Origin of the sequence: Rhodoferax sp., from assembly GCF_028714215.1 — a bacterium.
Taxonomy (GTDB): Bacteria; Pseudomonadota; Gammaproteobacteria; order Burkholderiales; family Burkholderiaceae_C; genus Rhodoferax.
In genome coordinates this window covers 38,817-62,955 of sequence record NZ_JAQTMS010000014.1, presented here as the reverse complement: position 1 = coordinate 62,955, position 24,139 = coordinate 38,817, and the positions used below count along the sequence as shown (strand labels likewise).

26 protein-coding genes are annotated in these 24,139 nt (G+C 60.7%); 9 read left to right on the top strand and 17 right to left on the bottom strand.

The features are described from left to right. Nucleotides 1–60: 60 nt before the first annotated feature. From PHS32_RS08875 to PHS32_RS08845, 7 genes are all read right to left on the bottom strand, one after another. On the bottom strand, nucleotides 61–942 hold the full coding sequence (locus tag PHS32_RS08875) for a cytochrome c oxidase subunit 3 (RefSeq protein ID WP_301078564.1): 882 nt from the start codon (nucleotides 940–942) through the stop codon (nucleotides 61–63). Between the two features lie 48 nt (nucleotides 943–990). Next, a complete protein-coding gene (locus PHS32_RS08870) occupies nucleotides 991–1,179 on the bottom strand; it encodes a DUF2970 domain-containing protein (RefSeq protein WP_301078563.1) in 189 nt (62 codons plus the stop codon). Further along, nucleotides 1,176–1,775, bottom strand: coding sequence for a cytochrome c oxidase assembly protein (locus tag PHS32_RS08865; protein ID WP_301078562.1), 600 nt, complete (start codon nucleotides 1,773–1,775; stop codon nucleotides 1,176–1,178). Before PHS32_RS08865 ends, PHS32_RS08870 begins: the two co-directional genes overlap by 4 nt. A 3-nt stretch (nucleotides 1,776–1,778) precedes the next feature. Then, on the bottom strand, nucleotides 1,779–1,889 hold the full coding sequence (locus PHS32_RS08860; RefSeq protein ID WP_301078561.1) for a cytochrome oxidase small assembly protein: 111 nt from the start codon (nucleotides 1,887–1,889) through the stop codon (nucleotides 1,779–1,781). Nucleotides 1,890–1,904: 15 nt separating this feature from the next. Next, the gene (gene ctaD, locus PHS32_RS08855; RefSeq protein ID WP_301078560.1) at nucleotides 1,905–3,527 is read right to left on the bottom strand and encodes a cytochrome c oxidase subunit I; all 1,623 of its coding nucleotides are present in this window, start codon (nucleotides 3,525–3,527) and stop codon (nucleotides 1,905–1,907) included. A 40-nt stretch (nucleotides 3,528–3,567) separates the two neighbouring features. Then, nucleotides 3,568–4,752, bottom strand: a complete 1,185-nt coding sequence (coxB, locus tag PHS32_RS08850; protein ID WP_301078591.1) for a cytochrome c oxidase subunit II — start codon at nucleotides 4,750–4,752, stop codon at nucleotides 3,568–3,570. 150 nt (nucleotides 4,753–4,902) lie between these two features. Further along, entirely contained in the window at nucleotides 4,903–5,790 is an 888-nt protein-coding gene (locus PHS32_RS08845) for a biotin synthase (protein WP_301078590.1), read from the bottom strand. A 40-nt stretch (nucleotides 5,791–5,830) separates the two neighbouring features. On the opposite strand from PHS32_RS08845, the gene PHS32_RS08840 reads away from it, so the two are divergent. From PHS32_RS08840 to PHS32_RS08830, 3 genes are all read left to right on the top strand, one after another. Continuing rightward, nucleotides 5,831–6,526: a ComF family protein gene (locus tag PHS32_RS08840; protein WP_301078559.1), complete on the top strand. Its 696-nt coding sequence runs from the start codon at nucleotides 5,831–5,833 to the stop codon at nucleotides 6,524–6,526. A 7-nt stretch (nucleotides 6,527–6,533) separates the two neighbouring features. Next, nucleotides 6,534–6,995, top strand: coding sequence for a tRNA (uridine(34)/cytosine(34)/5-carboxymethylaminomethyluridine(34)-2'-O)-methyltransferase TrmL (gene trmL, locus PHS32_RS08835; protein WP_301078558.1), 462 nt, complete (start codon nucleotides 6,534–6,536; stop codon nucleotides 6,993–6,995). A 412-nt stretch (nucleotides 6,996–7,407) separates the two neighbouring features. Further along, complete coding sequence (locus tag PHS32_RS08830; protein WP_301078557.1) at nucleotides 7,408–7,995, top strand: hypothetical protein; 588 nt, start codon at nucleotides 7,408–7,410, stop codon at nucleotides 7,993–7,995. Between the two features lie 242 nt (nucleotides 7,996–8,237). Here the strand turns inward: PHS32_RS08830 and PHS32_RS08825 are convergent, their stop codons facing one another. Both PHS32_RS08825 and PHS32_RS08820 read right to left on the bottom strand, forming a co-directional pair. After that, entirely contained in the window at nucleotides 8,238–8,693 is a 456-nt protein-coding gene (locus tag PHS32_RS08825) for a MaoC family dehydratase (protein ID WP_301078556.1), read from the bottom strand. Between the two features lie 76 nt (nucleotides 8,694–8,769). Then, a complete protein-coding gene (locus PHS32_RS08820) occupies nucleotides 8,770–9,387 on the bottom strand; it encodes a ParA family protein (protein ID WP_301078555.1) in 618 nt (205 codons plus the stop codon). A gap of 41 nt (nucleotides 9,388–9,428) precedes the next feature. Between PHS32_RS08820 and PHS32_RS08815 the strand changes: the two genes are divergently transcribed. Further along, the gene (locus tag PHS32_RS08815) at nucleotides 9,429–10,157 is read left to right on the top strand and encodes an NAD(P)H-dependent oxidoreductase (protein ID WP_301078554.1); all 729 of its coding nucleotides are present in this window, start codon (nucleotides 9,429–9,431) and stop codon (nucleotides 10,155–10,157) included. Nucleotides 10,158–10,159: 2 nt separating this feature from the next. After that, complete coding sequence (kefC, locus tag PHS32_RS08810; protein WP_301078553.1) at nucleotides 10,160–11,980, top strand: glutathione-regulated potassium-efflux system protein KefC; 1,821 nt, start codon at nucleotides 10,160–10,162, stop codon at nucleotides 11,978–11,980. A gap of 9 nt (nucleotides 11,981–11,989) precedes the next feature. Here kefC and PHS32_RS08805 read toward each other — a convergent pair whose 3' ends face one another. Both PHS32_RS08805 and pcaF read right to left on the bottom strand, forming a co-directional pair. Continuing rightward, complete coding sequence (locus PHS32_RS08805) at nucleotides 11,990–12,745, bottom strand: sulfite exporter TauE/SafE family protein (RefSeq protein WP_301078552.1); 756 nt, start codon at nucleotides 12,743–12,745, stop codon at nucleotides 11,990–11,992. 7 nt (nucleotides 12,746–12,752) lie between these two features. Beyond that, entirely contained in the window at nucleotides 12,753–13,955 is a 1,203-nt protein-coding gene (pcaF, locus tag PHS32_RS08800) for a 3-oxoadipyl-CoA thiolase (protein WP_301078551.1), read from the bottom strand. A gap of 88 nt (nucleotides 13,956–14,043) precedes the next feature. Between pcaF and PHS32_RS08795 the strand changes: the two genes are divergently transcribed. Then, on the top strand, nucleotides 14,044–14,478 hold the full coding sequence (locus PHS32_RS08795) for a DUF1841 family protein (protein WP_301078550.1): 435 nt from the start codon (nucleotides 14,044–14,046) through the stop codon (nucleotides 14,476–14,478). A 13-nt stretch (nucleotides 14,479–14,491) separates the two neighbouring features. On the opposite strand, the gene PHS32_RS08790 is transcribed toward PHS32_RS08795, so the two are convergent. The 5 genes from PHS32_RS08790 to PHS32_RS08770 are packed head-to-tail and all read right to left on the bottom strand — an operon-like array spanning nucleotide 14,492 to nucleotide 19,252. Next, nucleotides 14,492–14,935, bottom strand: coding sequence for a heme-binding protein (locus tag PHS32_RS08790; protein ID WP_301078549.1), 444 nt, complete (start codon nucleotides 14,933–14,935; stop codon nucleotides 14,492–14,494). Between the two features lie 16 nt (nucleotides 14,936–14,951). Further along, the gene (locus PHS32_RS08785) at nucleotides 14,952–16,469 is read right to left on the bottom strand and encodes a tripartite tricarboxylate transporter permease (RefSeq protein WP_301078548.1); all 1,518 of its coding nucleotides are present in this window, start codon (nucleotides 16,467–16,469) and stop codon (nucleotides 14,952–14,954) included. A 24-nt stretch (nucleotides 16,470–16,493) separates the two neighbouring features. Next, a complete protein-coding gene (locus PHS32_RS08780) occupies nucleotides 16,494–17,003 on the bottom strand; it encodes a tripartite tricarboxylate transporter TctB family protein (protein ID WP_301078547.1) in 510 nt (169 codons plus the stop codon). A gap of 31 nt (nucleotides 17,004–17,034) precedes the next feature. Beyond that, nucleotides 17,035–18,057, bottom strand: coding sequence for a tripartite tricarboxylate transporter substrate binding protein (locus tag PHS32_RS08775; protein ID WP_301078546.1), 1,023 nt, complete (start codon nucleotides 18,055–18,057; stop codon nucleotides 17,035–17,037). Between the two features lie 10 nt (nucleotides 18,058–18,067). After that, nucleotides 18,068–19,252: an aminotransferase class V-fold PLP-dependent enzyme gene (locus PHS32_RS08770; protein ID WP_301078545.1), complete on the bottom strand. Its 1,185-nt coding sequence runs from the start codon at nucleotides 19,250–19,252 to the stop codon at nucleotides 18,068–18,070. 100 nt (nucleotides 19,253–19,352) lie between these two features. On the opposite strand from PHS32_RS08770, the gene PHS32_RS08765 reads away from it, so the two are divergent. Together PHS32_RS08765 and PHS32_RS08760 are read left to right on the top strand one after the other, a co-directional pair. Then, nucleotides 19,353–20,093: a GntR family transcriptional regulator gene (locus PHS32_RS08765; protein ID WP_301078544.1), complete on the top strand. Its 741-nt coding sequence runs from the start codon at nucleotides 19,353–19,355 to the stop codon at nucleotides 20,091–20,093. A 418-nt stretch (nucleotides 20,094–20,511) separates the two neighbouring features. Beyond that, nucleotides 20,512–21,354 (top strand): ABC transporter ATP-binding protein, encoded by an 843-nt coding sequence (locus tag PHS32_RS08760; RefSeq protein WP_301078589.1) that lies wholly within the window; start codon nucleotides 20,512–20,514, stop codon nucleotides 21,352–21,354. Nucleotides 21,355–22,155: 801 nt separating this feature from the next. Here the strand turns inward: PHS32_RS08760 and PHS32_RS08755 are convergent. Further along, nucleotides 22,156–22,461 (bottom strand): hypothetical protein, encoded by a 306-nt coding sequence (locus tag PHS32_RS08755; RefSeq protein WP_301078543.1) that lies wholly within the window; start codon nucleotides 22,459–22,461, stop codon nucleotides 22,156–22,158. Nucleotides 22,462–22,982: 521 nt separating this feature from the next. On the opposite strand from PHS32_RS08755, the gene PHS32_RS08750 reads away from it, so the two are divergent. Continuing rightward, nucleotides 22,983–23,759, top strand: a complete 777-nt coding sequence (locus PHS32_RS08750) for a hypothetical protein (RefSeq protein WP_301078542.1) — start codon at nucleotides 22,983–22,985, stop codon at nucleotides 23,757–23,759. Nucleotides 23,760–24,139: the final 380 nt, after the last annotated feature.

The following is a 24,139-nucleotide window of genomic DNA, read 5'->3' as shown; positions in this document are numbered from 1 at the left end:
AGAACCGATCACCCAAAGCAAAAGGCACCGCCTGCCGGTGCCTATTTTTCGTGCGGCGCTCTACAGCCAATAGACCAGCGTGTAGAGACCCAGCCACACGACGTCGACAAAGTGCCAGTACCAGGCGGCCCCTTCGAAGCCAAAATGGCGCTCCGCCGTAAAGTGGCCTTTTTGCAGACGCAAGGTGATGAACAACAACATCAGCATGCCGATGAAGACGTGGAAACCGTGGAAACCGGTCAACATGAAAAAGGTCGAACCGTAGACACCGGAAGTCAGCTTCAGATTGAGTTCATGGTAAGCATGGTAGTACTCGTAACCCTGCACCAACAGGAACACGATCCCCAGCAGCACGGTGAGCCACATGAAGGCCACCGTCTTGCTGCGCCGGCCGGCAATCAGGGCGTGGTGCGCCAGCGTCAGGGTGACACCGGAACTCAGCAGCAAGGCGGTATTGATGGTGGGAAGCCAGAACGGCGTCATGGTGGTGAAGGGTTCCACCGTGCCGGCCGGGGAGCCGGTGGCACCGGCCGCCAGAGTCGGCCAAACGGCTTTGAAATCCGGCCACAGCAAGGAATTTTCCAGGTTGCCCAGCGCCGGTATCGAATGGCCCCGCACCCACCACAAGGCAGTGAAAAAGGCGCCGAAAAACATCACTTCCGAGAAAATGAACCAGCTCATGCTCCAGCGGAACGACAGGTCGATCTTGTGCCCGTACTGGCCGCCTTCGCTCTCGCCAACGGCCTCGCTGAACCACTGGAACAGAACCCCCAGAAACCAGACCAGGCCAAAGGCCAGCAACCACTTGCCCCAGTCGACGCCATTGATCCATTGGGTGGCGCCAAAGATGACAAAAAACAAACCGAAGGCCGCCAGGGCCGGATGCCGCGACGGGCTAGGCACAAAGTAGTGCGGGGTTGCGGCGTGTGTTGTTGAACTCATTTCTGCTTCATTCCTTCCAGTTCTCGTCAATCTGTTTCGGGTAGCGCCCTACTTGGCGACCACCCAGTTCACCAATAGGATCAAACCCACTACAAAAATTATGGCCCCGGCAATCCCCACCACGATGATGTGAAACGGGTTGACGCGGGCCGTGTCTTCCTGCGATTCGCTGTTTTTCCGAATGCCGAAAAATGACCAGCCGACCATCCGGATGCTGCGCCAGAAAGAAGAACTCATGCGCCCGCCCTCCCGGCCGTCAAGGCAGCGGCAGCGGCCAGCGGTGCCGCCGGCGTCTTGCCACCGACTTCGAAAAAGGTATACGACAAGGTGATCGTCTTGACGTCCCGGCTGAGCTTGGGATCAATCACAAAAACAACCGGCCAGGATTTTTTTTCACCCGGCTCCAGCGTGTACTGGTTGAAACAAAAACACTGCAGCTTGTTGAAATGGGCGCCGGCCTGCTGCGGCGCGTAACTCGGGATCGCCTGCGCCGACATGCGCCGGTTCTGCACATTCTGAAACTCGTACAGCACGCTTGCCATTTCACCCGGATGCACCTGCAGCGAGCGCTGCGCCGGCTTGAAGGCCCAGGGGCCGCGGGCATTGGCATCGAACTCCACCGTGATGGTGCGGCTGCGGTCGACCTGCGTATTGGCCGGCAGGGTCGGCGTGGCGCCGGGAATGTTGCGGTCCCCCAGGGCCAGGATGTTGATGCCGGTCATCTCGCAGATGGCTTTGTACAGCGGCACCAAGGCATAGCCGAAGGCAAACATGCCCAGCGCAATCACGGCCAGCTTGCCCACCATCCTGCCATTTTCACGCCGCAGATTCATCGTTTAGTGACTCAGCAACGCCATCTTGACCATGAAACCGATAAAGAACACCAGCGCCACCGACGCCAGGATCAGTCCCGTTCTCAGATTCGCTCTTTTCTGTTCAGGGGTCATGTGCAGGCTCCGGTATCAAGCAACAATTCTGGTCGCCGTGGCGTCCAGCTTGGGTGGTGTCTCGAAGGTATGGAAAGGTGCCGGCGAAGGCACTTCCCACTCCAGACCCTCGGCCCCGTCCCACGGTTTTTGCGGCGCTTTCTCCCCTTTGCCGCGCAGCGTCGGCAGCACGATGAAGAAGAAGAAATAAACCTGTGCAAAGCCGAAAAAGAAAGCACCGACCGAGGCCACCGCATTGAAATCGGCGAACTGCATCGGGTAGTCGGCATAACGGCGCGGCATGCCGGCCAGACCGAGGAAGTGCATCGGGAAGAAAGTGACGTTGAACGCAATCAGCGACCACCAGAAGTGGATCTTGCCGCGCGTTTCGTTGTACATCACGCCGGTCCACTTGGGACTCCAGTAGTAATAGCCGGCAAACAAGGCATACAGAGAGCCGGCCACCAGCACATAGTGGAAATGGGCCACCACGTAGTAGGTGTCATGAATCTGGATATCGATCGGCGCCATCGCCAGCATCAGGCCGGAGAAACCGCCCACCGTGAAGACAAAGATGAAGCCCACGGCAAACAGCATGGGGGTCTCGAAGGTCATGGAACCGCGCCACATGGTGGCCACCCAGTTGAAGATTTTCACCGCCGTCGGCACCGCGATCAGCATGGTGGCGTACATGAAAAACAGTTGCCCCGTGACCGGCATGCCGGAGGTGAACATGTGGTGCGCCCAGACGATGAACGACAGGATGGCGATGCTGGAGGTGGCGTACACCATGGAGGCGTAGCCGAACAGTTTCTTGCGCGCAAAAGCCGGCACGATCTGGCTGATGATGCCGAACGCCGGCAGAATCATGATGTAGACCTCGGGGTGGCCGAAGAACCAGAAGATGTGCTGGAACATCACCGGGTCGCCGCCGCCGGCGGGGTTGAAGAAACTGGTGCCGAAGTGGCGATCGGTCAGCGTCATGGTGATGGCGCCGGCCAGCACCGGCATCACGGCAATCAGCAGGTAGGCGGTGATCAGCCAGGTCCAGCAAAACATGGGCATCTTCATCAGCGTCATGCCGGGCGCGCGCATGTTCAGGATGGTGACGATGATATTGATGGAGCCCATGATGGAGCTGGCGCCCATGATGTGCAGCGCAAAAATACCGGCATCCATGCTGGGTCCCATTTGCAGGGTCAGGGGCGCATAAAAGGTCCAGCCGGCAGCCGGCGCGCCACCGGGCATGAAGAACGAGCCGGCCACCATCAGGCCGGCCGGAATCAACAGCCAGAACGAGAAATTGTTCATGCGCGCGAACGCCATGTCGGCGGCGCCGATTTGCAGCGGAATCATCCAGTTCGCAAAACCGACAAAAGCCGGCATGATGGCGCCGAACACCATGATCACGCCGTGCATGGTGGTGAGCTGGTTGAACAACTCGGGATTGACGATCTGCAAGCCCGGCTGGAACAGCTCGGCGCGGATGATCAGGGCCAGCACGCCGCCCAGCATCAGCATGGTGAAGCTGAACAACATGTACAAGGTACCGATGTCCTTGTGGTTGGTGGCAAAGACCCAGCGCCGCCAGCCGGTCGGTGTGGCATGCTGGTGATCGTCGTGGACGTTATGGGCGTGGTGGTCTAAAACAGCACTCATCTGATTTCCTTCTTCATTCTTGTGATCGGGTGGCTGCCGCTCAATGGCGCGCCGCCGCCACTTCGGCCGGCTGCACCAGCTGACCCGTCTTGTTCGACCAGTTGTTCTTGGTGTAGGTGATGACGGCCGCGATGTCGGTGTCGCTCAAAGCCTTCCAGGACGGCATGGTGGCATTGTTCTGGCCATTGAGCAGCACGGCAATCTGCTTGCCCTTGTCGCCGTCCAGCACCACTGGCGAGCCGTCCAGCGGTTTCACCAGACCGCCGCCCTTGCCATGCGGCTGATGACAGGTGACGCAATTGGTGGCGTAAACCTTTTCACCGCGCTTGATGATGTCTTCGGCGGTCCAGACCTTGCTCGGGTCGTCCGCCTTGGCGGCCATTTTCTTTTTCTCGCCCGTCACCCACTCCGAATAGTCGGCGGCGGAAACCACTTTCACGTGGATCGGCATGTAGGCGTGCTCCTTGCCGCACAGCTGATCGCATTGGCCGTAGTAGCTGCCAATCTTTTCGGCACGAAACCAGGTATCGCGCACAAAGCCCGGAATGGCCGCCTGCTGGACGCCAAAAGCCGGCACCGTCCAGGCATGGATCACGTCATTGGCGGTGGTAATGATGCGGACTTTCTTGTTGACGGGAACCACCAGCGGGTTATCCACCTTCAGCAGATAGTCGTCCACCACCTCGCCCGCCTTGGGGCCACCGTTGCTGGACATTTCGCGCTGCGCGCGGTCCAGCGCCGAGATGAAACCGATGCCCTCGCCTTCGCCCTTGAGGTAATCGTAGCCCCACTTCCACTGCATGCCGGTGACCTTGATGGTCAGATCGGCGTTGGTCGTGTCCTTCATCGCCACCACCACCTTGGTGGCCGGCAGCGCCATCAGAATCACGATGATGAATGGCACCACGGTCCAGACCACTTCGACGGTGACCGATTCGTGGAAATTGGCCGCCTTGTGTCCGACCGACTTGCGATGCTTCCAGATGGAATAGAACATCACCGAGAACACGGCCACAAAAATCACGGTGCACAGAATCAGCATGAACCAGTGCAGCCAGGCCTGGTCCTCGGCAATTTTGGTGACTGGCGCCTGCAGGTTCAACTGGTTGACTGACGGGCCGCCGGGCAAGTCGTTGACAGTGCGCGCCGCGCCGTAAGCCGCCGTGCTGGCCCAAGCACCCGCGGCCAGCAGCATGCCTGTCAATTTATCCAAAATGCTTTTCATCATGCTCACTTTTGATTGCCTCAAATTCACCAAACCCGGCCCCAATTTCTCAAGCACAGGGCGGTCTTACAGTGCCGGCTCCAGATCGGGCCGCGGGCAATTGTAGTTCACACAATTTTTTTATGTTTGCCGCCTTGTCAAGTCCGTTTCTCAAGGATTCTTCAAAAAGTTATTGCGTTTGCTTAAGGTTTCACGCATTTGTTCCAGTGAAAGCACCGTTTCTTGCCGCACATCAAGGCGCGGGGGTGCCTTGAAAGCATGGCCGTAAACAACCTCGAACGTCAATTGCAGCGGTGCCTGGACCAGCGCCTGCTGCAATTGAGCCAGCCATTGCCGGCCGCGCAAGCCGGCAAAGCGTTGCGGATGCAAATTACGTCCCAGGCCGCGCAACTCCTGCAGCAAGCGTTGCGGCGTCTCGAAGGTCAAGGTGATGCGCTCCATGTCCATCACCGGCTGCGCAAAACCGGCCGCCACCAGCATGTCACCCCAGTCGTGCATGTCGGTGAACTCATGGGAAGGCGCCGGCCAGCCCAGGCTCTGATAGAAACCGCGCAGTTCCTGCAAGGTATCCGGCCCGAGACAGGAGAACATCAGGAAACCGTCCACCGCCAGTGCGCCATGCCACTGCGCCAGCAAGCCCTGCGGGTCGGCCGTCATGTGCAGTGCCATGTTGGACCACAGCATGTCCACCGTGCCGGCGGCGGGCCTCTCGAAGCGCGTAGTCGCACCGACCCAGCGCGTTGGGCGCCACCACGGTTGGGCCAGCGCCTTGGCCGCGTAACGGGCTCGCTGGCTGGTCGATTCGGTCACGAAACAGCCGGCCCGCGGATAACGTTGCGCCAGCTTGGCATGCGCGTGCAGACCGCCCAGCACCGGCTCCCAATGCGCCCAGTTTTGCGGTTGCAGCTTGATCCACGGCAGCCGCTCCTGCATGCGACTGGCCACCTCCTCATGCAGCCAGGGCGAGGCGCTGGCCGGCATTTGCTGCCAGCGGCGGGCCGCCTGCGGGTCTATGGTGGGGGGGAGCTGGGTCGGCATGGTGTGGCGCGAGGTGAAGTCGCCAGAGTATATTGACTCCATGTTTACCGGATGGATCAGGGGGCTGCTGGAGGCCTTGCCAAGCCAGTGCATGGTCTGCCATGCCTGGCCGGGCCAAGGCGTTTGCGAGGCCTGCGTCAACCGCTTCGCACAGCCGCAGGACCGCTGTCGAAGCTGCGCGCTGGCAGTGCCGCCGGGTGTAGCGCAGTGCGGCCAGTGCATCAGGAATCCGCCGCCGCTGGACCGCTGCCTGACAGCGGTGTCGTATGCCTACCCCTGGTCGGACCTGATTGCGGGCTTCAAATTCCACCAGCATCCCGGGCGCGCCGGCGCCTTCGCCCTGCTGCTGCGCAGCGCGCCCTGGGTCGAGCCGGCGCTGGAGGCTGCCGACAAGGTGCTGCCGATGCCGCTGTCGAGCGCGCGCCTGCGCTGGCGTGGCTTCAACCAGGCCTTGCTGCTGGCGCGGCAGTTGGCGCCCGAGAAAACCGACCCGCACCTGCTGCTGCGCATCAAGGACACGGCGCCCCAGGTTTCGCTGCCCCGCTCCGAGCGGCTGAGCGGCCTGCACGACGCGTTCGCGGTCGATCCCCTGTTGGCGCGCCAGATCAGGGGCGCACGGCTGGTGCTGGTGGACGATGTCATGACCAGCGGCGCTTCGCTCTTTGCCGCCGCCAGGGTGCTGCGCGCCGCCGGTGCGGCCCACATCACGGGCCTCGTGATTGCTCGTACGGAATAATTGCCCCATGTTTCATATCGTTCTGGTCGAACCCGAAATCCCGCCCAACACCGGCAACATCATCCGGCTGGCGGCCAACACCGGCTGCACCTTGCACCTGATTGAGCCGCTGGGGTTTTCGATGGACGACAAGCACATGCGCCGCGCCGGCCTGGACTACCACGAGTACGCGCAAGTCAAACGCCATGCCGGTTGGCCGGCCTTTCTGGCGACGGAACAACCGCGCCCCGAGCGCATGTTTGCCCTCACCACCCGCGCCAGCCGCATCGTGCACGAGGTCCAGTTTGCGCCCGGCGACTGGCTGGTGTTTGGCGCTGAAACGCGCGGCCTGAGCGAGACGGTGCGGCAATCGTTTGCGCAGGCACAATGCCTGAAACTGCCCATGGTGGCCGGTCAGCGCAGCCTCAATCTGTCGAACGCCGTGGCCGTCACCGTGTTCGAAGCCTGGCGGCAAAACGATTTCAAATAGATAGCGCCCCCACGCTTGCCAATTCGTGTGCTGCGTAGCCCCCAGGGGCTGCGCAGGTGCCAAAGATAAATCGGCGCCGACCCATACCCCCAACCTCCGCTGGCGGCAACCTCGGTCGACCTGGCAATTTTGATACGTGAACGACAGGTCTGCAGCGTTGCAGTCATTCGAGACGAGCTCCCAATTGCTTCAGTCCGGCTTGATTGAAACGTAGAATGAACCGAAACGATCTGCGGGGTTTGTCGGGATTTCTATACCTGTACAGAATCCCAAGAGAATCGCTGAAACAAAGGCTGCAAGCCATCTTCAGGAGGATTCAATGTCCAGTTTATCGAGCAGCGCCCAGTATCACGAGCAGGTTTTGCTCTGGACATTACATTAGGCGTCACAAACCAACCACGTCTGCCATCACATGGAAGAGCTGAAGGCCATCACCGAGATCGTCGAGCCAGATGAACGACAGCGCCTGTTTGTGATGTTTGACCAGTCCACTGGCAACCAACGGCCGCTGGAGTTGAGCGACATATACAACCGCGCCGCACACGTCGCTTTGCACGATGGTGTTCCTGTGACCATTCGCTCACACTTCGCCACGGCGCAAAACCTTCTCGCTTACTCCTGGTTCTGCTATCCGTTCAATGTTGTTGCAGAACTGCACGGGTACATCTCGGTCGAGTTCGCCCTTCGTGCCCGTTTCCCCGACCAACCGAGGGCCAACTTCAAGGATCTACTCGATAGAGCCGTTCGCGAAGGGCTACTACGCGCCGAGGGCTTCACATACGGCCGGAATCCGGAGCGGGTTCTATACCCGCCCGAGATGCGCGCCCCGCCGGAGATCCCCGATGTACGCGACTACGTGCGCGACGTCGCCGACGCCATGCGAACGCTACGCAACTCGCTCGCGCACGGCAGCAGCACACTGCACATGGAAGGCGGGACGGCATTGCTGGTGTGCTCAGAAATCATCAACCAACTGTTCCCCCGCGCGAGTGACGCCTAGCCCTTCGCTCGAGCCGACTCGCACCGGCATGGCGCTCGCGGCTCAACTCCAACATTGAGCGTCTCCTCTCTGGAAATCTGAATGTCGGCAATGTCTGAAACGGCAGTCGGCACCGCTGTCCCAATGGCCTGCCAAATCGGATCGGGCAGCAACGCAAGGCGGGGACGGGGCGGACGCCGGGGGCGATTTCAAAGACTCAACACCAACTCAGTAGGTGCTGCGCGCGGCCTTGCGGCCGCGGTTCAGGGGTAGTAGCGCGCTATCGACTCGGCGACACAGGCCGGTTTGGACACGCCTTCGCGCTCGATCGCAACTTCCCAGGTCAATTGGAAGCCGCCCTGGTCGATCGCATCGCTCTTGAGCAGTTTCATGCGCGCCCGCAAACGGCTGCCGACCGGCACCGGCGCCATGAAGCGCACCTTGTTCAGCCCGTAATTGACGCCCATGCGGGTCTCCACCACTTTGATGGAAGACTGAAAAAACTGCGGCAACAGCGACAGCGTCAGGTAGCCGTGGGCGATCGGGCCGCCAAACGGCCCGGTCTTGGCTTTCTCGACATCGACATGAATCCACTGGTGGTCGCCGGTGGCTTGCGCAAACAGGTTGACCTGTTCTTGCGTAATGCTGATCCAGTCGCTGACCGTGATTTCCTGGCCAACCAGACTCGACAGCTCGGAGAGGGTTTGAAATGTTTTCATGCCGCTACTGTAGCCAGAGGCGCTGGCGTCGCTTGTCAGGTAAGCGACAAGACCGGCTGGCCCTGACTTGCACTCGTCAGGCATCCAGCCAGTCGCAGATAGACTGCCACTGTGCCAGGTCTTTTTCGACCCGGCCGGGCGTCACGTCGAACAGCGTCAGGCCGCGCGCCGCCAGATGAATGTAGTTTTGCGTGTCGCGCAGATAGCCCAGCACCGGCAAGCCCAGGGTCGCCACAAATTCATGCAGCTTGTCGGCGGCGATGGTGCGCGCATCGACCCGCATGCCGACGACGCCGATCTGCAGCTTGTCGTAGTGCTTGTTCTTCATCAATTGATCCAGAAAGGCCTTGGTCGCAAAGATGTCGAACACGCTGGGCTGCAGCGGCACGATCACCTTGTGCGCCATCTTCATCACGTCATTGAAGCGCCAGCCGTGCAGACCGGCCGGCGTGTCCAGCACCACATGGGTGGTGCCCTTGGGGGCCTTGGCAATCATGTCGGCATTCACGTCCCAGGTGGCAATCGGCCGCGCGGCGGGTGGGCGCAGCCCCAGCCACAGGCGGGAGGACTGCTGGCGATCGGCATCGCCCAGCATCACGGCATGCCCTTGCGCCGCGAAATAACCGGCGATATTGGTCGACAAGGTGGACTTGCCGACACCGCCTTTTGGATTGGCAACAACGACCACTGGCATGGCTGACTCCTGGGAATTGAACTTTGCGCTATGTTAGCGGTATGGACCCAACAAACCTGACAACACCAGAGCGGCCCTCCGGCCAGCCCATCTACCTCATCGCCGCCCACCCCAACTGGCGCGACTCGCGCGTCAACCGGCGCCTGCTGGCGAGTACGCGCACAGTGGACGGCGTCGACATCAACGACTTGTACTCCCGCTACCCGGACTACTGCATTGACGTCGCCGCCGAGCAGGCCCGGCTGGCCGCCGCGCAATTGATCGTTCTGCTGCACCCGATTCACTGGTATTCGATGCCGGCCCTGCAAAAACTCTGGCTCGACGATGTGCTCAGCTACGGCTGGGCTTACGGAGCCGGCGGCCAGGCCTTGCGCGGCAAGGACCTGTGGCTGGTGGCCAGCACCGGTGGCGCGGAAGACTCCTACCACCCGCAAGGCTACAACCGCTACTTTTTTGACGCCTTTTTGCCGCCTTACGAGCAGACCGCGGCGCTGTGCGGGATGCGCTTTTTACCGCCCATGCTGCTGCACGGCGCCAACAGCGTATCGGAGCAGGAAATCGGGCAGCACGCAGAGACTTTCAGGCAACGCCTGCAAAGCTACCCACTTTGGAGCGAGCTTGACGAACTGGACAAGTGCCCGGACTGCCAGGTACCCGCTGCCGATCGGCCGGACGACTTGCACGCCGGCGCGCCGGGCCACGCGCAGCAAAGTTGGGCCACCGCAGTGGGTAACACAACACACGAAATGTTCGGCCCGGAGACACGATAGCCATGGAACATGCACCCGCCTGGCTGATCAACAGCTTCATCTACCTGAGCGCGGCGGTCATTGCCGTGCCCTTGAGCAAAGCCCTGGGCCTGGGCTCCATCATCGGATATCTGGCCGCCGGCATGGCCATCGGACCCTGGGGGCTGGGCCTGGTGACCAATGTGGAAGACATCCTGCACTTCGCCGAATTTGGCGTCGTGTTGATGCTGTTTCTGGTCGGGCTGGAACTCGAACCCAGACGCCTGTGGAGCCTGCGCCGCCCGATCTTTGGTTGGGGCACGGCGCAGGTGTTGGGTTGTGCCCTGCTGCTGACCGGCGTCGCCATCGGCTTCGGGATCGGTTGGCGCATCGCCCTGGTGGCCGGCCTGGGGTTGGCGCTCTCCAGTACCGCCATTGCGTTACAGGCCATGAGGGAGCGCAACCTGCTGCCCACCGGCAGCGGGCAGGCCGCATTTTCAATTCTGCTGTTTCAGGATGTGGCGGCCATTCCGATCCTGGCCTTGCTGCCGCTGCTGGGCCTGGTTTCGGCACAGAACGAGGTCCAGCCCGCCGCCAACCATGCCTTGGAGGCCCTGAAAATAGTCGCTGTCGTCGCCGCCATCATCCTGGGCGGCAGACTGTTGATGCGACCGCTGTTTCGCTGGATCGCCCGTTCCAACACGCCCGAGATCTTTACCGCTAGCGCGCTGCTGCTGGTGGTGGGCATCGCCGCGCTGATGCAAGGCGTCGGGCTGTCGATGGCGCTGGGCGCTTTTCTGGCCGGCGTGCTGTTGGCGGAGAGCGAGTACCGGCGCGAGCTGGAAACCGATATCGAACCGTTCAAGGGTTTGCTGCTGGGCCTGTTCTTCATCGCCGTCGGCATGAGCATCGACTTTGCCGTACTGCGCCAATCGCCCGGGCTGATGGCGCTCATCGTGCTGGGGTTCTTGACTGTCAAAGGGCTGCTGATTTATGCGCTGGCGCGGCTGATGAAGTTGCCGTTTCAGGAACGGCCCGTTTTCACCCTGCTGCTGGCGCAAGGCGGTGAATTCGCCTTTGTCGTGTTTCAGTCCGCCGCCGTTGGCCATGTGTTGCCGGCGCCCACCGCCTCGCTGCTGATCGGCGCGGTCGCCGTGTCGATGCTGCTCAGCCCGCTGCTGCTGGTGGCAATCGACAAACTGCTGTTGCCGCGCTGGGCCAGGCGGGGCAAGGTCCGGTTAGAAGAAATATCGGAGCCGCAAGAGGCGCCCATCGTGATTGCCGGCTTCGGTCGCTACGGGCAGATCATTGCGCGCCTGATGCTGGCCCAGGGCATCCCCTGCACCGTGCTGGACCACGACGCCGAGATGATAGAGGCGGCGCGCCGCTTTGGTTACCGCGTCTTTTATGGTGATGCGTCACGACTCGACTTGCTGCGCACGGCGGGCGCCGCCAGCGCCAGGGTTTTGGTGGTGGCGGTGGACGATGTGGAGCAGTCGCTGAAAATCGTGGACCTGGCGCATCAACACTTTCCCGCTCTGCAGATCGTGGCGCGGGCGCGTGATGTGACCCACTGGAACCAGTTGCGCGACCGCGGCGTGATGCAGGTGGAGCGCGAGATGTTCGACTCCAGCCTGCGCAGTGCCCGCAGCGTGCTGGAACTGCTGGGCCACGGCGCCCATGAAGCGCGCCAGACCGCCATGCGCTTTCGCCAGCACAACTTGGAATTGTTCGAAAAAATGTACCCGCACCACCAGGACCGGGCCAAGCTGATTGCCGTGGTCAAGCAGGGGCGCCAGCAGCTCGAAGAGCAGATGGCGCAGGAACGCGCGCAGCGGCAACGGCCGCAGGGCTGGGACCGCTGAGAAGCGCAGTCAGCGCAACGCATCCCACACCAGCTTGACGCCGGTGAGGAACATGCCCAGGTACACCAGGCGGTAAAACAGCACCTGGTTGATGCGCCGCGCCAGCCAGACGCCCAACCAGACGCCTATCGGTGCGATGGGCAACAGCAGCAGCGAGGTCATCAGATTGCGCAGGTCCAGCAGGCCCAGCCAGGCGTAGGGAATCCATTTGGACAGGTTGATGACGAAGAAAAAGAAGGCCATGGTGGCGGTGAACTTGACCGGCGACAGGCGCATCGGAATCACGTAGGCACTGATTGGCGGGCCGCCGGCGTGGGCAATGAAACTGGTAAAGCCGGCCGTAGCGGTGAGAATGGCGCCCAGCCATTTGGGCGGCGCCGCACTGTCCGCTTTCGGCGGGAACAACAGCCGCTGGGCCAGAAACGCCAGCGTGAAGGCGCCCACGATACCGGCCACCGTGCTGGCATTGAGCAGCTTGAACAGCAGCGCCCCGATGACGGTGCCGACCAGGCCGCAGGGAATCAGGAACTTCAGCAAGGGGATGTCGAAATCCTTGCGAAACGCGGCCATGCCCAGGATGTCCATCAGCAGCAGCAAGGGCATCAGGATAGCGGCCGCCTGCGGCACCGTCACGACCAGCGCCATCAGGGGCACCGCCAGCGAGCCGAAGCCGGCACCGAAGCCGCTTTTGCTGACCCCCAGCAGCAGCACCGCCGGAACAGCGATGGCGTAAAACCCGGGATCGGTGATGACGGGAACAGTCATCCGGCCATCAGACCCGTTCCAGAATGACGGCAATGCCCTGCCCGACGCCTATGCACATGGTGCACAAGGCGTAGCGGCCGCCGCTCTGTTGCAACTGGTTGACGGCGGTGGTGGCCAGCCGCGCACCGGAGGCGCCTAGCGGATGGCCTAGCGCAATGGCGCCGCCCCAGCGATTGACGCGCGCGTCGTCGTCTCTCAGGCCCAAGGTTCGCAGCACCGCCAGGCCTTGCGCGGCAAAGGCTTCGTTGAGTTCGATCACGTCCATCTGTTCTATCTTCAGACCGGTCAGCGCCAGCACCTTCAGGGTAGCCGGCGCCGGTCCCATGCCCATGATGCGCGGCGCCACACCGGCAGTGGCCATGCCCACCACGCGCGCTCTGGGTGTCAAGCCGTTCCGGGCGGCGGTTTTCTCGTCGGCCAGCAGCAAGGCGCAGGCGCCGTCGTTGACGCCGCTGGCATTGCCGGCGGTAACCGTGCCGTCGGGGCGCACAATCGGTTTGAGTTTGGCCAGCGCCTCCAGGCTGGTGGCGCGCGGGTGTTCGTCTTTGTCGACGACGATGGCGTCGCCTTTCTTCTGGGCAATGCTGACCGGCGTGATCTCGCGCGCCAGGTGACCGGCTCGTTGCGCCGCCACCGCTTTCGTCTGACTGGCCAGCGCCATCTGGTCCTGCGCCGCACGCTCTATTTTGTACTCGGTGGCGACGTTCTCGGCGGTCTCGGGCATGCTGTCGACGCCGTATTTTTCTTTCATCAGCTTGTTGATGAAGCGCCAGCCTATGGTGGTGTCGTAGACCGCATTGCTGCGGCCGAAAGCAGTCTCCATCTTGGGCATGACGAAAGGCGCGCGGCTCATGCTCTCGACGCCACCGGCAATCATCAGCGTCGCTTCGCCGCACTTGATGGCGCGTGCCGCCGTGCCCAGGGCGTCCAGCCCCGAGCCGCACAAGCGGTTCATAGTGGCACCGGGCACTTCCTGCGGCAGCCCGGCCAACAGGGACGCCATGTGGGCGACGTTGCGGTTGTCTTCGCCGGCCTGATTGGCGCAACCAAAGATCACATCGCTGACGGCCTGCCAGTCAACACCGGGGTTGCGTGCCATCAAGGCCTTGATCGGGAGCGCCGCCAGGTCGTCGGTGCGCACGCTGGAGAGGGCGCCGCCGTAGCGGCCGAAGGGGGTGCGGATGGCGTCGCAGATGAAGGCTTGGTTCATGGCAGTGGTCCCGAGGAAAAGATTGCATTTTCGCTGCAACAAAGGCTTGCCGGCTGCAGCGTGCGCGACAGCCAGCGACAATAGACTTATGTTTTCTCCCTCGCAAGCCGACGTCAGGCGCTATTTCTGCGCTGTTTATGCCAAGACCCGCTCCGGACAAGCCCTGGAAGCCCTGGAGACCATCGCCAGTCTGTGGATAGACGAGCATCCCGAGTACCACGCGGCTCTGGCGGACGTCGATCTGGCCCTGGCCGCCATGCAGCAGGCCGAGGACGGCAAGAGCAACCCGTTCCTGCACCTGTCCATGCACTTGTCGATCAGCGAGCAGTGCAGCATCGACCAGCCGCGCGGCATCCGTCAGGCGGTGGAGTTGTTGACGCACCGCCGCGATTCCCTGCACCTGGCGCACCACGAGGCGATGGAATGCCTGGGCCAGATGCTGTGGGAGAGCCAGCGCGCCGGGCGACCGCCCGATGGCGCTGCCTACATCGCCTGCGTACAGCGCCGCGCCACCCAGGATTGAAACGGGCCGCCGCTTATCGGCCCAGCAGTTGCGCCAGCTGGTTGGCGCCGGCCAGCGCGATCTGCTCGTCCTGCGTCGGCAGCACACCCGAGACACCGATGGCACCGATGATCTCGCCGTCGTAAAAAATCGGCACCGCGCCTTGCAATGGCGTGATCCCGGCGACCGCCACCAAGGATGTTCGACCGCCGTTGACCGCCTCTTCCAGTGCCTTGCTGGGACGCTTGTAGCGCATCGCGGTGCGGGCCTTGCCCAGCGCCACCTCGGCGCTGGCGATTTGCGCTCCATCGAGCCGTTCCAGGTAAAGCAGGTTGGCCCCGTCATCGACGATGGCGATGCTCACTTTCCAGTGGTTGTGCAAGGCTTCGGCTTCGGCCGCAAGGGCCATCGCCTTGACCAGTTCCAGGGTCAGGCAACGCTTGCTGACCAGTCGCAGAGTTGGGTGCGTTTCGCTCATGTTGGTTCTCCCGTAGCTAGGCCGCGGTGCCGGGGCCGGCACGCAGCATTTGACGCAATTTGGTCCAGGCAAATGCCAGCATCGGCCAGAACAGCATGAGCAGTGCCAGGGTGGTGATGCTGCCGACCAGCGAGTTGGACCAGAACACGCCCAGGCCGCCTTTGGAGCCCATCATGGTCTGGCGAAACGCCGCTTCGGCGCGGTCGCCCAGCACCAGCGACAGCACCAGCGGCGCCAGCGGATAGTCCAGCTTCTTCAAGACGTAACCCACGATGCCGAACAACAGCATGAACCAGATGTCCAGCATGGCGCTGTGCACCGAATAAGCACCGATGGCACAGACCACAATGATGACCGGCGCAATGATGGCAAACGGAATGCGCAGGATCGCGGCGAACAGGGGCACCGTGCTCAGGACAATGATCAGGCCGGCGATATTGGACAGGTACATGCTGGCGATCAGACCCCAGACAAAGTCTTTTTGCTCGACGAACAGCAGCGGCCCCGGCTGCAAGCCCCACACCATCAACCCACCCAACAACACGGCCGCAGTGGCGGAGCCCGGAATGCCCAGCGCCAGCATCGGCAGCAAGGCGGCGGTGCCGGAGGCATGGGCGGCGGTCTCGGGGGCGATCACGCCTTCCAACTGGCCGGTGCCGAACTTGTCGCCATTTTTCGAAAACCGCTTGGCGATGCCATAGCCCATGAACGAGGCGGCAGTGGCGCCGCCGGGCGTGATGCCCATCCAGCAGCCGATGGCCGCGCTGCGGATCAAGGTGAGCCAGTACTTGGGCAGTTGCTTCCAGGTTTCCAGCACCACTTTCATGTTGATCTTGGCGCTCTTGCCCTCGAAGGCCAGGCCCTCCTCCATGCTGATCAGGATTTCACCGATGCCGAACAGACCGATCACCACAATCAGGAAATCGATGCCGCGCAGCAGTTCCGACCAGCCGAAAGTCATGCGCAACTCGCCGCTGACGGTGTCCATGCCCACCGCCGCCAGGCCAAAGCCCAGCATCATCGAAATGATGGTCTTGAAAGGATCTTTGCCAGTCCCGACAAAGCTGCAGAAGGTCAGCAGATAGACGGCGAAGAATTCGGGCGGACCGAACTTCAGGGCGAACTTGGCCACCAGCGGCGCCAGGAAAGTGATCAACAGCACCGCCACCAGCGCGCCGAAGAAGGAGCCGGTGAAGGATGCGGTGAGCGCCTCACCGGCGCGCCCTTGCTGGGCCAGCGGATAGCCGTCGAAGGTGGTGGCCACCGAGTGCGTCTCGCCCGGGATATTGAACAGCACCGAGGTGATGGCGCCGGCGAACAGGGAGCCCCAGTAGATGCACGACAGCATGATGATGGCCGAGGTGGGCGCCATGGTGAAGGTCAGCGGCAGCAGGATGGCGACGCCGTTGGGGCCGCCCAGGCCGGGCAGCACGCCGATCACGACACCCAGCACGATGCCGATCGCCATCATGCCGATGTTGTACCAGCTCAGCGCCAGCGCGAAGCCCTGGAAGAGTGCGTCAAGTTCGTTCACTGAGGAGTACTCCGGTAGCGGGTTTCAGTAGCCGAACCAGGCTTCAAGAGGGCCTTTCGGCAGCGGCACCTTGAACTGTATTTCGAACATCCAGAACAGCAGCACACTGACGCCCAGACTGACCAGCAAGGTCTTCAACCAACTGCTTTTGTCCATCACCCGCATGAAGGCCGCGATGAACAGCGTGGAGGCGACATAGATGCCCAGAAACTGGATCGCCAGCACATAGACGGCGGTCGGCAGCAACACCAGCAACACCGGCTTGAAGCGTTCCCGGGAGACAAAAATCTCCAACTTGCGCTGCTTGCCCAGCAGCGACCGGAGCGCCACCACCAAGCTGGCAAAACAAAGAATGGCGCCGATGCGAAACGGGAAATAACCCGACTCGGGGCCGTCACTGGCCCAGCCGGCGCCGATCTTGTAGTTGTCGACCATCATCACCACGCCGACGGCAAAGATGACGACCGCCGCGATCGCATCGACAGCGCTGAAAGACCAGCCAGTGGGCTGCGGATTTGGCTGCTTTTGTTCCATCTGTCACCTCGCTGATGGCACCGCTGCGCGCCTATTTGTGGGCGAAGCCGGCTTCCTTCATCAGCTTGTTGTGGAAGGCCTCGTCCTTCTCCAGGAACTTGACGAACTCGGGCCCGGTCAGGAACACATCCTTGAGCGCCTGCTTGTTCAGGTAGTCCTTCCACTCCTGCGTGGCCGCCACCTTCTTCAGCAGGTCGACGTAGAACGCGACCTGCTCCTTGCTGGTGCCGGACGGGATGAAAAAGCCGCGCAGCATCTGGTATTCGACGTCGACGCCGGACTCCTTGCAGGTCGGAATATCGGCCCACGACAGGTCTTTGGTGACCTTGTCCTTGTAGACCATGCGTTGCGCCGAGAAGACGCACAGGGCACGCACCTGGTCGGCGCGCCACTGGGCAATGTTTTCGCTGGGATTGTTGACGTTGGAGTCGATGTGCTTGCCGACCAGCTGGGTCGCCGCCTCGCCGCCGCTCTTGTACGGGATGTAGGTGAATTTGGTGCCCGCCACCTTGTCCAGCATGACGCTGATGATGTGGTCCTCGCGCTTCGAGCCGGTGCCACCCATCTTGAAGGTTCCGGGCGCGGCGGCCTTGACGGCGGCGAGGTATTCCTTGGGCGTCTTGTAAGGCGTCTCGCTATTCACCCAGAGCAAAAATTCGTCCAGCGCGATCAAGGCCACGGGATTGAGGTCGCGCCAGTTGAACGGCAGGTTGACGGCCACCGGCAAGGTGTAGATGGCGGAGAACGCCGTCATCAGCTTGTGCGGGTCGCCCTTGGCGTCTTTCACGTCCATGATGCCCTCGGCACCGCTGGCGCCCGACTTGTTCATGACCATGATCGGCTGCTTCATCAACTGGTGCTTGACGACGATGCCCTGGATCATGCGCGCCATCTGGTCGGCGGCGCCGCCGGCGCCGGCCGGCACAATGATCTCGACCGTCTTGGTCGGCTGCCACTGGGCCAGTGCCGGTGCCGCCAGGGCGCAGGCCAGCAGTGCGCCGGCCAGCGGACGCAGGGAAGTGGTGTTGAATAATTTACCAAGCTGCAATTTCATGCTGTTCTCCTCATTGAAGTTTTGAAGTCAGATAGTCCATGGCGGCTGCGACGCCACCCGGCTGGTGCGGCACACCGGCCAGTTTCAAACCCATCTCGACGCCGGCCAGTGTGCCCATCAGCGTCAATTCATTGAAGTCGCCCAGGTGGCCGATGCGAAACACCTTGCCGGCCAGTTTGGCCAGGCCGACGCCCAGCGACATGTCGAAGTTGTCGAGCACGATTCTGCGGAATTTGTCGGCATCGTGACCCTCGGGCATCAACACCGCAGTCAGCGAGGAACTGAGGGCCGCCGGATTGGCGCAGAACACTTCCAGGCCCCAGGCCCGCACCGCGCAGCGGGTCGTTTCGGCAAAGCGCGTGTGGCGGGCAAAAACATTGGGCAGGCCCTCTTCCAGCAGCATGTCGCAGGCTTCGGACAGACCGTACAGCAAGTTGGTGGACGGTGTGTAAGGCCAGAAGCCGTTCTTGTTGGCTTCCAGAATGTCGGCCCAGGCCCAGTAGGACTTGGGCAGGCCCGAGGTTTTGGACGCGGCCAGCGCTTTCTCGCTGACGGCATTGAAGGACAGGCCCGGCGGCAACATCAAGCCTTTCTGCGAGCCGGCCACGGTGACGTCGACGCCCCACTGGCCGTGCCGGTAATCGATCGAGGCCAGCGAGGAGATGGTGTCCACCATCAGCAAGGCCGGATGCCCGGTGCCATCGATGGCGCGGCGCACTGCCGCAATGTCCGAGGTGACGCCGGTGGAGGTCTCGTTGTGCACCACGCAGACCGCCTTGATCTGCTGCTGCCGGTCTTCTGCCAGACGCTGCGCGATGCGCTCGGCATCAACCCCTTGGCGCCAGTCGCCGGGGATAAATTCAGCGTCCAGGCCCAGGCGCTGGGCCATCTTCTTCCACAGAGTCGCAAAGTGGCCTGTTTCGTACATCAGGATTTTGTCGCCGGCCGACAAGGTGTTGACCAGGGCGGCCTCCCAGGCACCGGTGCCCGAGGCGCCGTAGATGACTACCGGACCTTCGGTCTGGAATATTTTTTGGATGTCGGAGAGCAGCTTCTTGCCGATGACCTGGAACTCCGGGCCGCGGTGGTCTATGGTTGGGTTGTCGATCGCCCGGAGCACACGCTCGGGGACGTTGGTGGGGCCTGGAATCTGCAGGAAGTGGCGGCCGCTGGCCTTGTGCGTGAGCTTCAACATCTGGCTTGCTCCATGATTTTGTATGCAAAACACATGGTATTCGAGATCTACTGCCAGCGCAAGCGGTTGGAACAAGGCAATGAATGTTAAGCTTGTTTGTATGCAAAAACAAATTTCGACCGGAATGGAAGAAAGCCTGGACAAGGCTTCCCTGCACCTCAAAGTGGCCGCCATCCTGCGCGACAAGATCACTTACGGAGCGCTGGCGCCGGGCCTGCGGCTGAACGAAAGAGTGTTGTGCGAAGAGCTGAAGGTGTCGCGCACGCCCTTGCGCGAGGCACTGAAGACGCTGGCCAGCGAGGGTCTGGTGGCGCTGCTACCGAATCGCGGCGCCATGGTGACGCCCATGACGCTGGCCGATACGGCGCAGACCTTTCAGGTGCTGCGGGTGCTGGAGGGCCTGGCCGGTGAACTGGCCTGCGCGCACGCCGATGCTGGCGCGCTGGCAAGACTGCGCGAGCTGCACGAACGCATGCGGCTGTGTCACAAAAAGGGCGACCGCGAGCACTACTTCGAACTCAACCAGGCGATCCACGCCCAGCTCTTTTTGCTGTCCGGCAATCCGGTGCTCGCGGCAACGCACGACAAACTCAACCTGCGTCTGCGCCGGGCACGCTATTTCGCCAACGTCAGCCAGACGCGCTGGGATCATGCCATGCAGGAACACGAGCAAATGATGGAAGCCCTGGAGAGCAAAAACGGCAAGCGCTTGCGCACGCTGCTGGAGGAACACCTCAGCAACAAGTGCGACGCCGTCATCGCGGCGCTGCTCTCCAGCGGCGCCGTCAGCGCCATCGGGACGCCCAATGGCAGTGGGCGGCGGGATAAGTTGAAGTCTTGAAAGACCGGGACTGAGCTTGTCGGGTTATGCGCCCGGCAGGGCATGCAGGCCGGGTCTCGCCCCAGCGGGTGGGTTGGTGTCGGGATATGCGCCCGACTGCGCACTCACTTTTCTTGCTTCGCCAAGAAAAGTAAGCAAAAGAAGGCGAGCCGGATTCGTCGGCCCTGCGGGCACGCTGCGTTGCTCGGCTTCAGCGGGGTGCGCGCAAACTCGCTACGCTCAAACATGCGCGCCCCTGATCCGCCGATGCCTGCGCTACTCGCCTCCTCATAACGGCGAGGGAGCCAAGACAGCCACTGCCGCGTCGATCAAGCGTTTCATCCGATGGCACGGATTGGAGTATTCACGCCACGTGCGCGACTGCCTGTCCCGGATGCCCTATCATTTGGCTGCCCAGCTCTGTCCGGTTCCAGTATTTATGCCAGCTACCCTTAACCCCTCACTTGTCGAATTGCGTAACCTGAGCTTTGGCTACGGGGAGAGCGCCGTTCTGCATGACGTTTCCCTTTGCATACCACGGGGCAAGGTCACGGCACTGATCGGTCCGATGGGCGGCGGCAAGACGACCACGCTGCGCCTGATGGGCGGCCAGAACCGCGCCTGGTCGGGGCAAATGCTGTTTGATGGGCAAGATATTGGCCTGATGGATCAGCAGCAGCTCTTTGCCGTCAGGCGTCGCATGGGGATATTGTTTCAGTTCGCCGCCTTGTTTGCTGACATGAGCGTGTATGAGAACGTGGCCTTCCCGCTGCGTGAACATACCGATTTGCCCGAATCGCTGATCCGCGACATCGTCCTGATGAAGCTCAACGCGGTGGGCCTGCGCAACGCGCGTGACCTGATGCCCAGCGAAGTGTCGGGCGGCATGGCCAAGCGCATCGGCATCGCGCGCGCGATTGCACTGGACCCGGATTTTCTGATGTACGACGAGCCTTTTTCCGGTCTCGATCCGATTTCACTGCTGGTCGCCGCGCGCCTGATTCGTCAGCTCAACGATTCCATGGGACTGACCAGTATTTTTGTCTCGCATGAAGTGACGCACACCCTTGAGATCGCCGACCATGTAGTCATTCTCGACAGCGGCAAGGTGGCGTTCCAGGGGACGGTGGAGCAGGCGCGCAAAAGTACCGATCCGCTGGTGTACCAGTATGTCAACGGACTGCCGGATGGCCCGGTGCGGTTTCATTACCCGGCCGTCACCATTGATCAGGATTTTGGCATCCCCATCCATGCCGCACCCGCGCCCGCCGATTCACCATGACTCGCCCGCCGGGTGCGAGCCCCCGCGGGCGACTTACTTTCTCTTGCAACGCCCAAGAGAAAGTAAGCAAAGAGAAGGCGAGCCGGATTCGTCGGCCCTGCGGGCACGCTGCGTTGCTCGGCTTCAGCGGGGTGCGCGCAAACTCGCTACGCTCAAACATGCGCGCCCCTGATCCGCCGAAGCCTGCGCTACTCGCCTCCTCATAACGGCGAGGGAGTCAAAACAGCCGCTGCCGCGTGCCTTTGCAGCTAACAACTGGTAGCCAACCTTGATATTTATGCAATCACCTGAGCGCCGGGCTCGACCGTCTCAAAGAGACACAATCCCGACTTTTACGCGGTGCTGTCAGAAGTCAAGTACGCAGCGGTTCCTGACATAGGCCTGCCCGAAATGCTCGCTCCAGACCCGACATTCACCCCAGTTGCCTGACCGTCAGCAATATGGCATCGATTTCGAGGATTGCTGCACCCGCCAACGACCATGACCCGACGGCCAAGTTTGTCTTCGATAGCGGTCGTAGACTTGATGCAAAAAAACACCAGCAGTCATTCGACGAACGAAAAGGAAATTTCCCTCTGTGGGGCTCTTGTGCAGCGTTACCCGACGGCCACCAGCGGCAGGTTACGGGAAGTCCAACTCAATGAGAGGTCAACCCATACGTTTACTTCACACTGATTTGTGGATGAGTTTATGAACATGAGCAGCCCCAAAAATGGAGGGTTCTAAGCATGGTTTTGGAGTGTCAACAAATCGACTGATTAACGTACAGCAGAATGAGCTTGTGTGGAGCCTATGGTCGCTCTAGTCTGACCAGAGGTTCGCTGGTGCAGGTGCCTGACTTGAACCGAGACTGCTGGATATAGCAATCATGTTCCCCGTGCGTTTCCAGCAAACGACATTGGTCATGCCTGTCCCAGGCATTCCTGGCTTTCTAATTTCAATCGCATTCCATCCAGTACACGCACCACCAATAGTAGACGGGACATCAAGCGCCGCATATTCGGTACCAGCGTCAATCTTAAAAACACCGGTATAGGCTTTTTCGCTCTCTTGTACTGAACAGCTAGAACACAGAATATCCAAAACCAGGGTGGTGATGATGCGCATTTTCTTGGTCTCTCCATCTTTTGTGGGGGCTACCGCAGTTGTGGATGCTAGCATGGGTTGCGTCAGCGTTTAACGTTTGCCATCGGTGGCATGAACAAGCAAACGAAGCGCTGCGTGTCGCCATATCCCCGGCACGCGGGCCACCATTGTGGGACGACGGTGATGCGCAGATGGATGACGGCGTGCAAATCGAGCCCGACTGGGCAACTGACTGGGATGGGGCGGCGCAAGCGGCACCGGACTTTGAGGTGGACCAGCGCATCAATTGGTGAACAGGGCGAAACTGGTCGATGTCAACTATCCTGACACGCCAAGGTAATTGGCGTCAACCACGAAACGGCGATTCGGATGCGCTGCGGGGTCGCCGTGCGTGTGTCATGCGCGGCGCAGCGGAAATCGCCCTACCCGAAGTGCATTCATCCGGTGGCCATTGACCAAGAGCTTGGGACTTGAGCACTTGGATTTCTAATGATTGTCTATACTGGCACAAAATCAATCAGAAAATAACCAGGAGCGGGGAAGTGGATATCAAACGAGCACTCAGGGTTTTTCTTTCTTTGTTCGTTGCAGTAGTGCTTTCGGCGCTCGCAGGCTGCGGAAAAGGGGCAGAAGAACGTTCTACTTCAACTGCTGTTAACCTTGCAACTCCCCCGCTTTCTCAGACATCAAAAGCCACACCTGATGACTGGAAAAATGCCCTTGAAGCTTCTTTTGTGATGACAGACGTGAAGGATGGCGGTGAAGGAGTTACTGAATTTTCAGCATGCTTTAAGCGGGTCGGGAAAAATTGCGATGCATTTGCATTCGGTTCACGTGATGCCTTTAGAAAACTACGATTTTTTACGGCAGGGACTTCTTCTGCAATGGATGTCTTTACCTATGTGCCAATTTACATTTCGCTCCGTGACAATGAACGACCAAGTTTGTTTCTAGCACCATATTTTTTCAGTAAAGGTGGATGGATATTTTTGAACAAAATCGCCATCATGCTGGATGGAGATGTCGTTTTAGAGCAAGATTTTGAAGGGTCTGCCGTCAAACGAAATCCTGAAGCTGCCGGGGTCGCAGAGAAAGTGCATTTCATCGCGTCAGAACAGCAGATTGCTTCGCTCAGAAAAATCAAACCAGAAAGCACTTTGTTGATACGCTTTACAGGCCAAAATGGTCACATTAGTTTGGATAAAGAACGCATTGAATACTTCAAAAGTGAAATAGCCAATGCCCTGTTCATATACGACACGATCAATCACGCCTTGGACGGAAAAGTTCCAACTGAAGTTGGAACTGGGCCAAAATGAAATTGCAGCTAGAGCACAGCAAGGGTCGGTTGCCGTGGTCGAAATGACGGATAGATGCTATGGATGCCTTCCTCAAGTGAACGACAGCTTTCGAGATTCGGGGACCGGAAAATGCCAAAACTGGATCAGCAGCGCGAATGACCGGTCTGGAGAAATCGACGGAAATTTCTGACTCACGATGACCGACTGCTGCGTTGGAGTCAGTGGCCGACCCTTCCAAAATCGCCGCCTGACTTGACATAACCCCGACGTGCCTACCAAAGACCGCAGAATCGTAGCACCCCAATGCCGGCAATCTGGTGAGCTAGTCGAAAATTTGAATGTCAGCCGTGTGTCTTTTGCGGCTGTAGAACATGAAAACTGATTGACGCAGTCGCCAC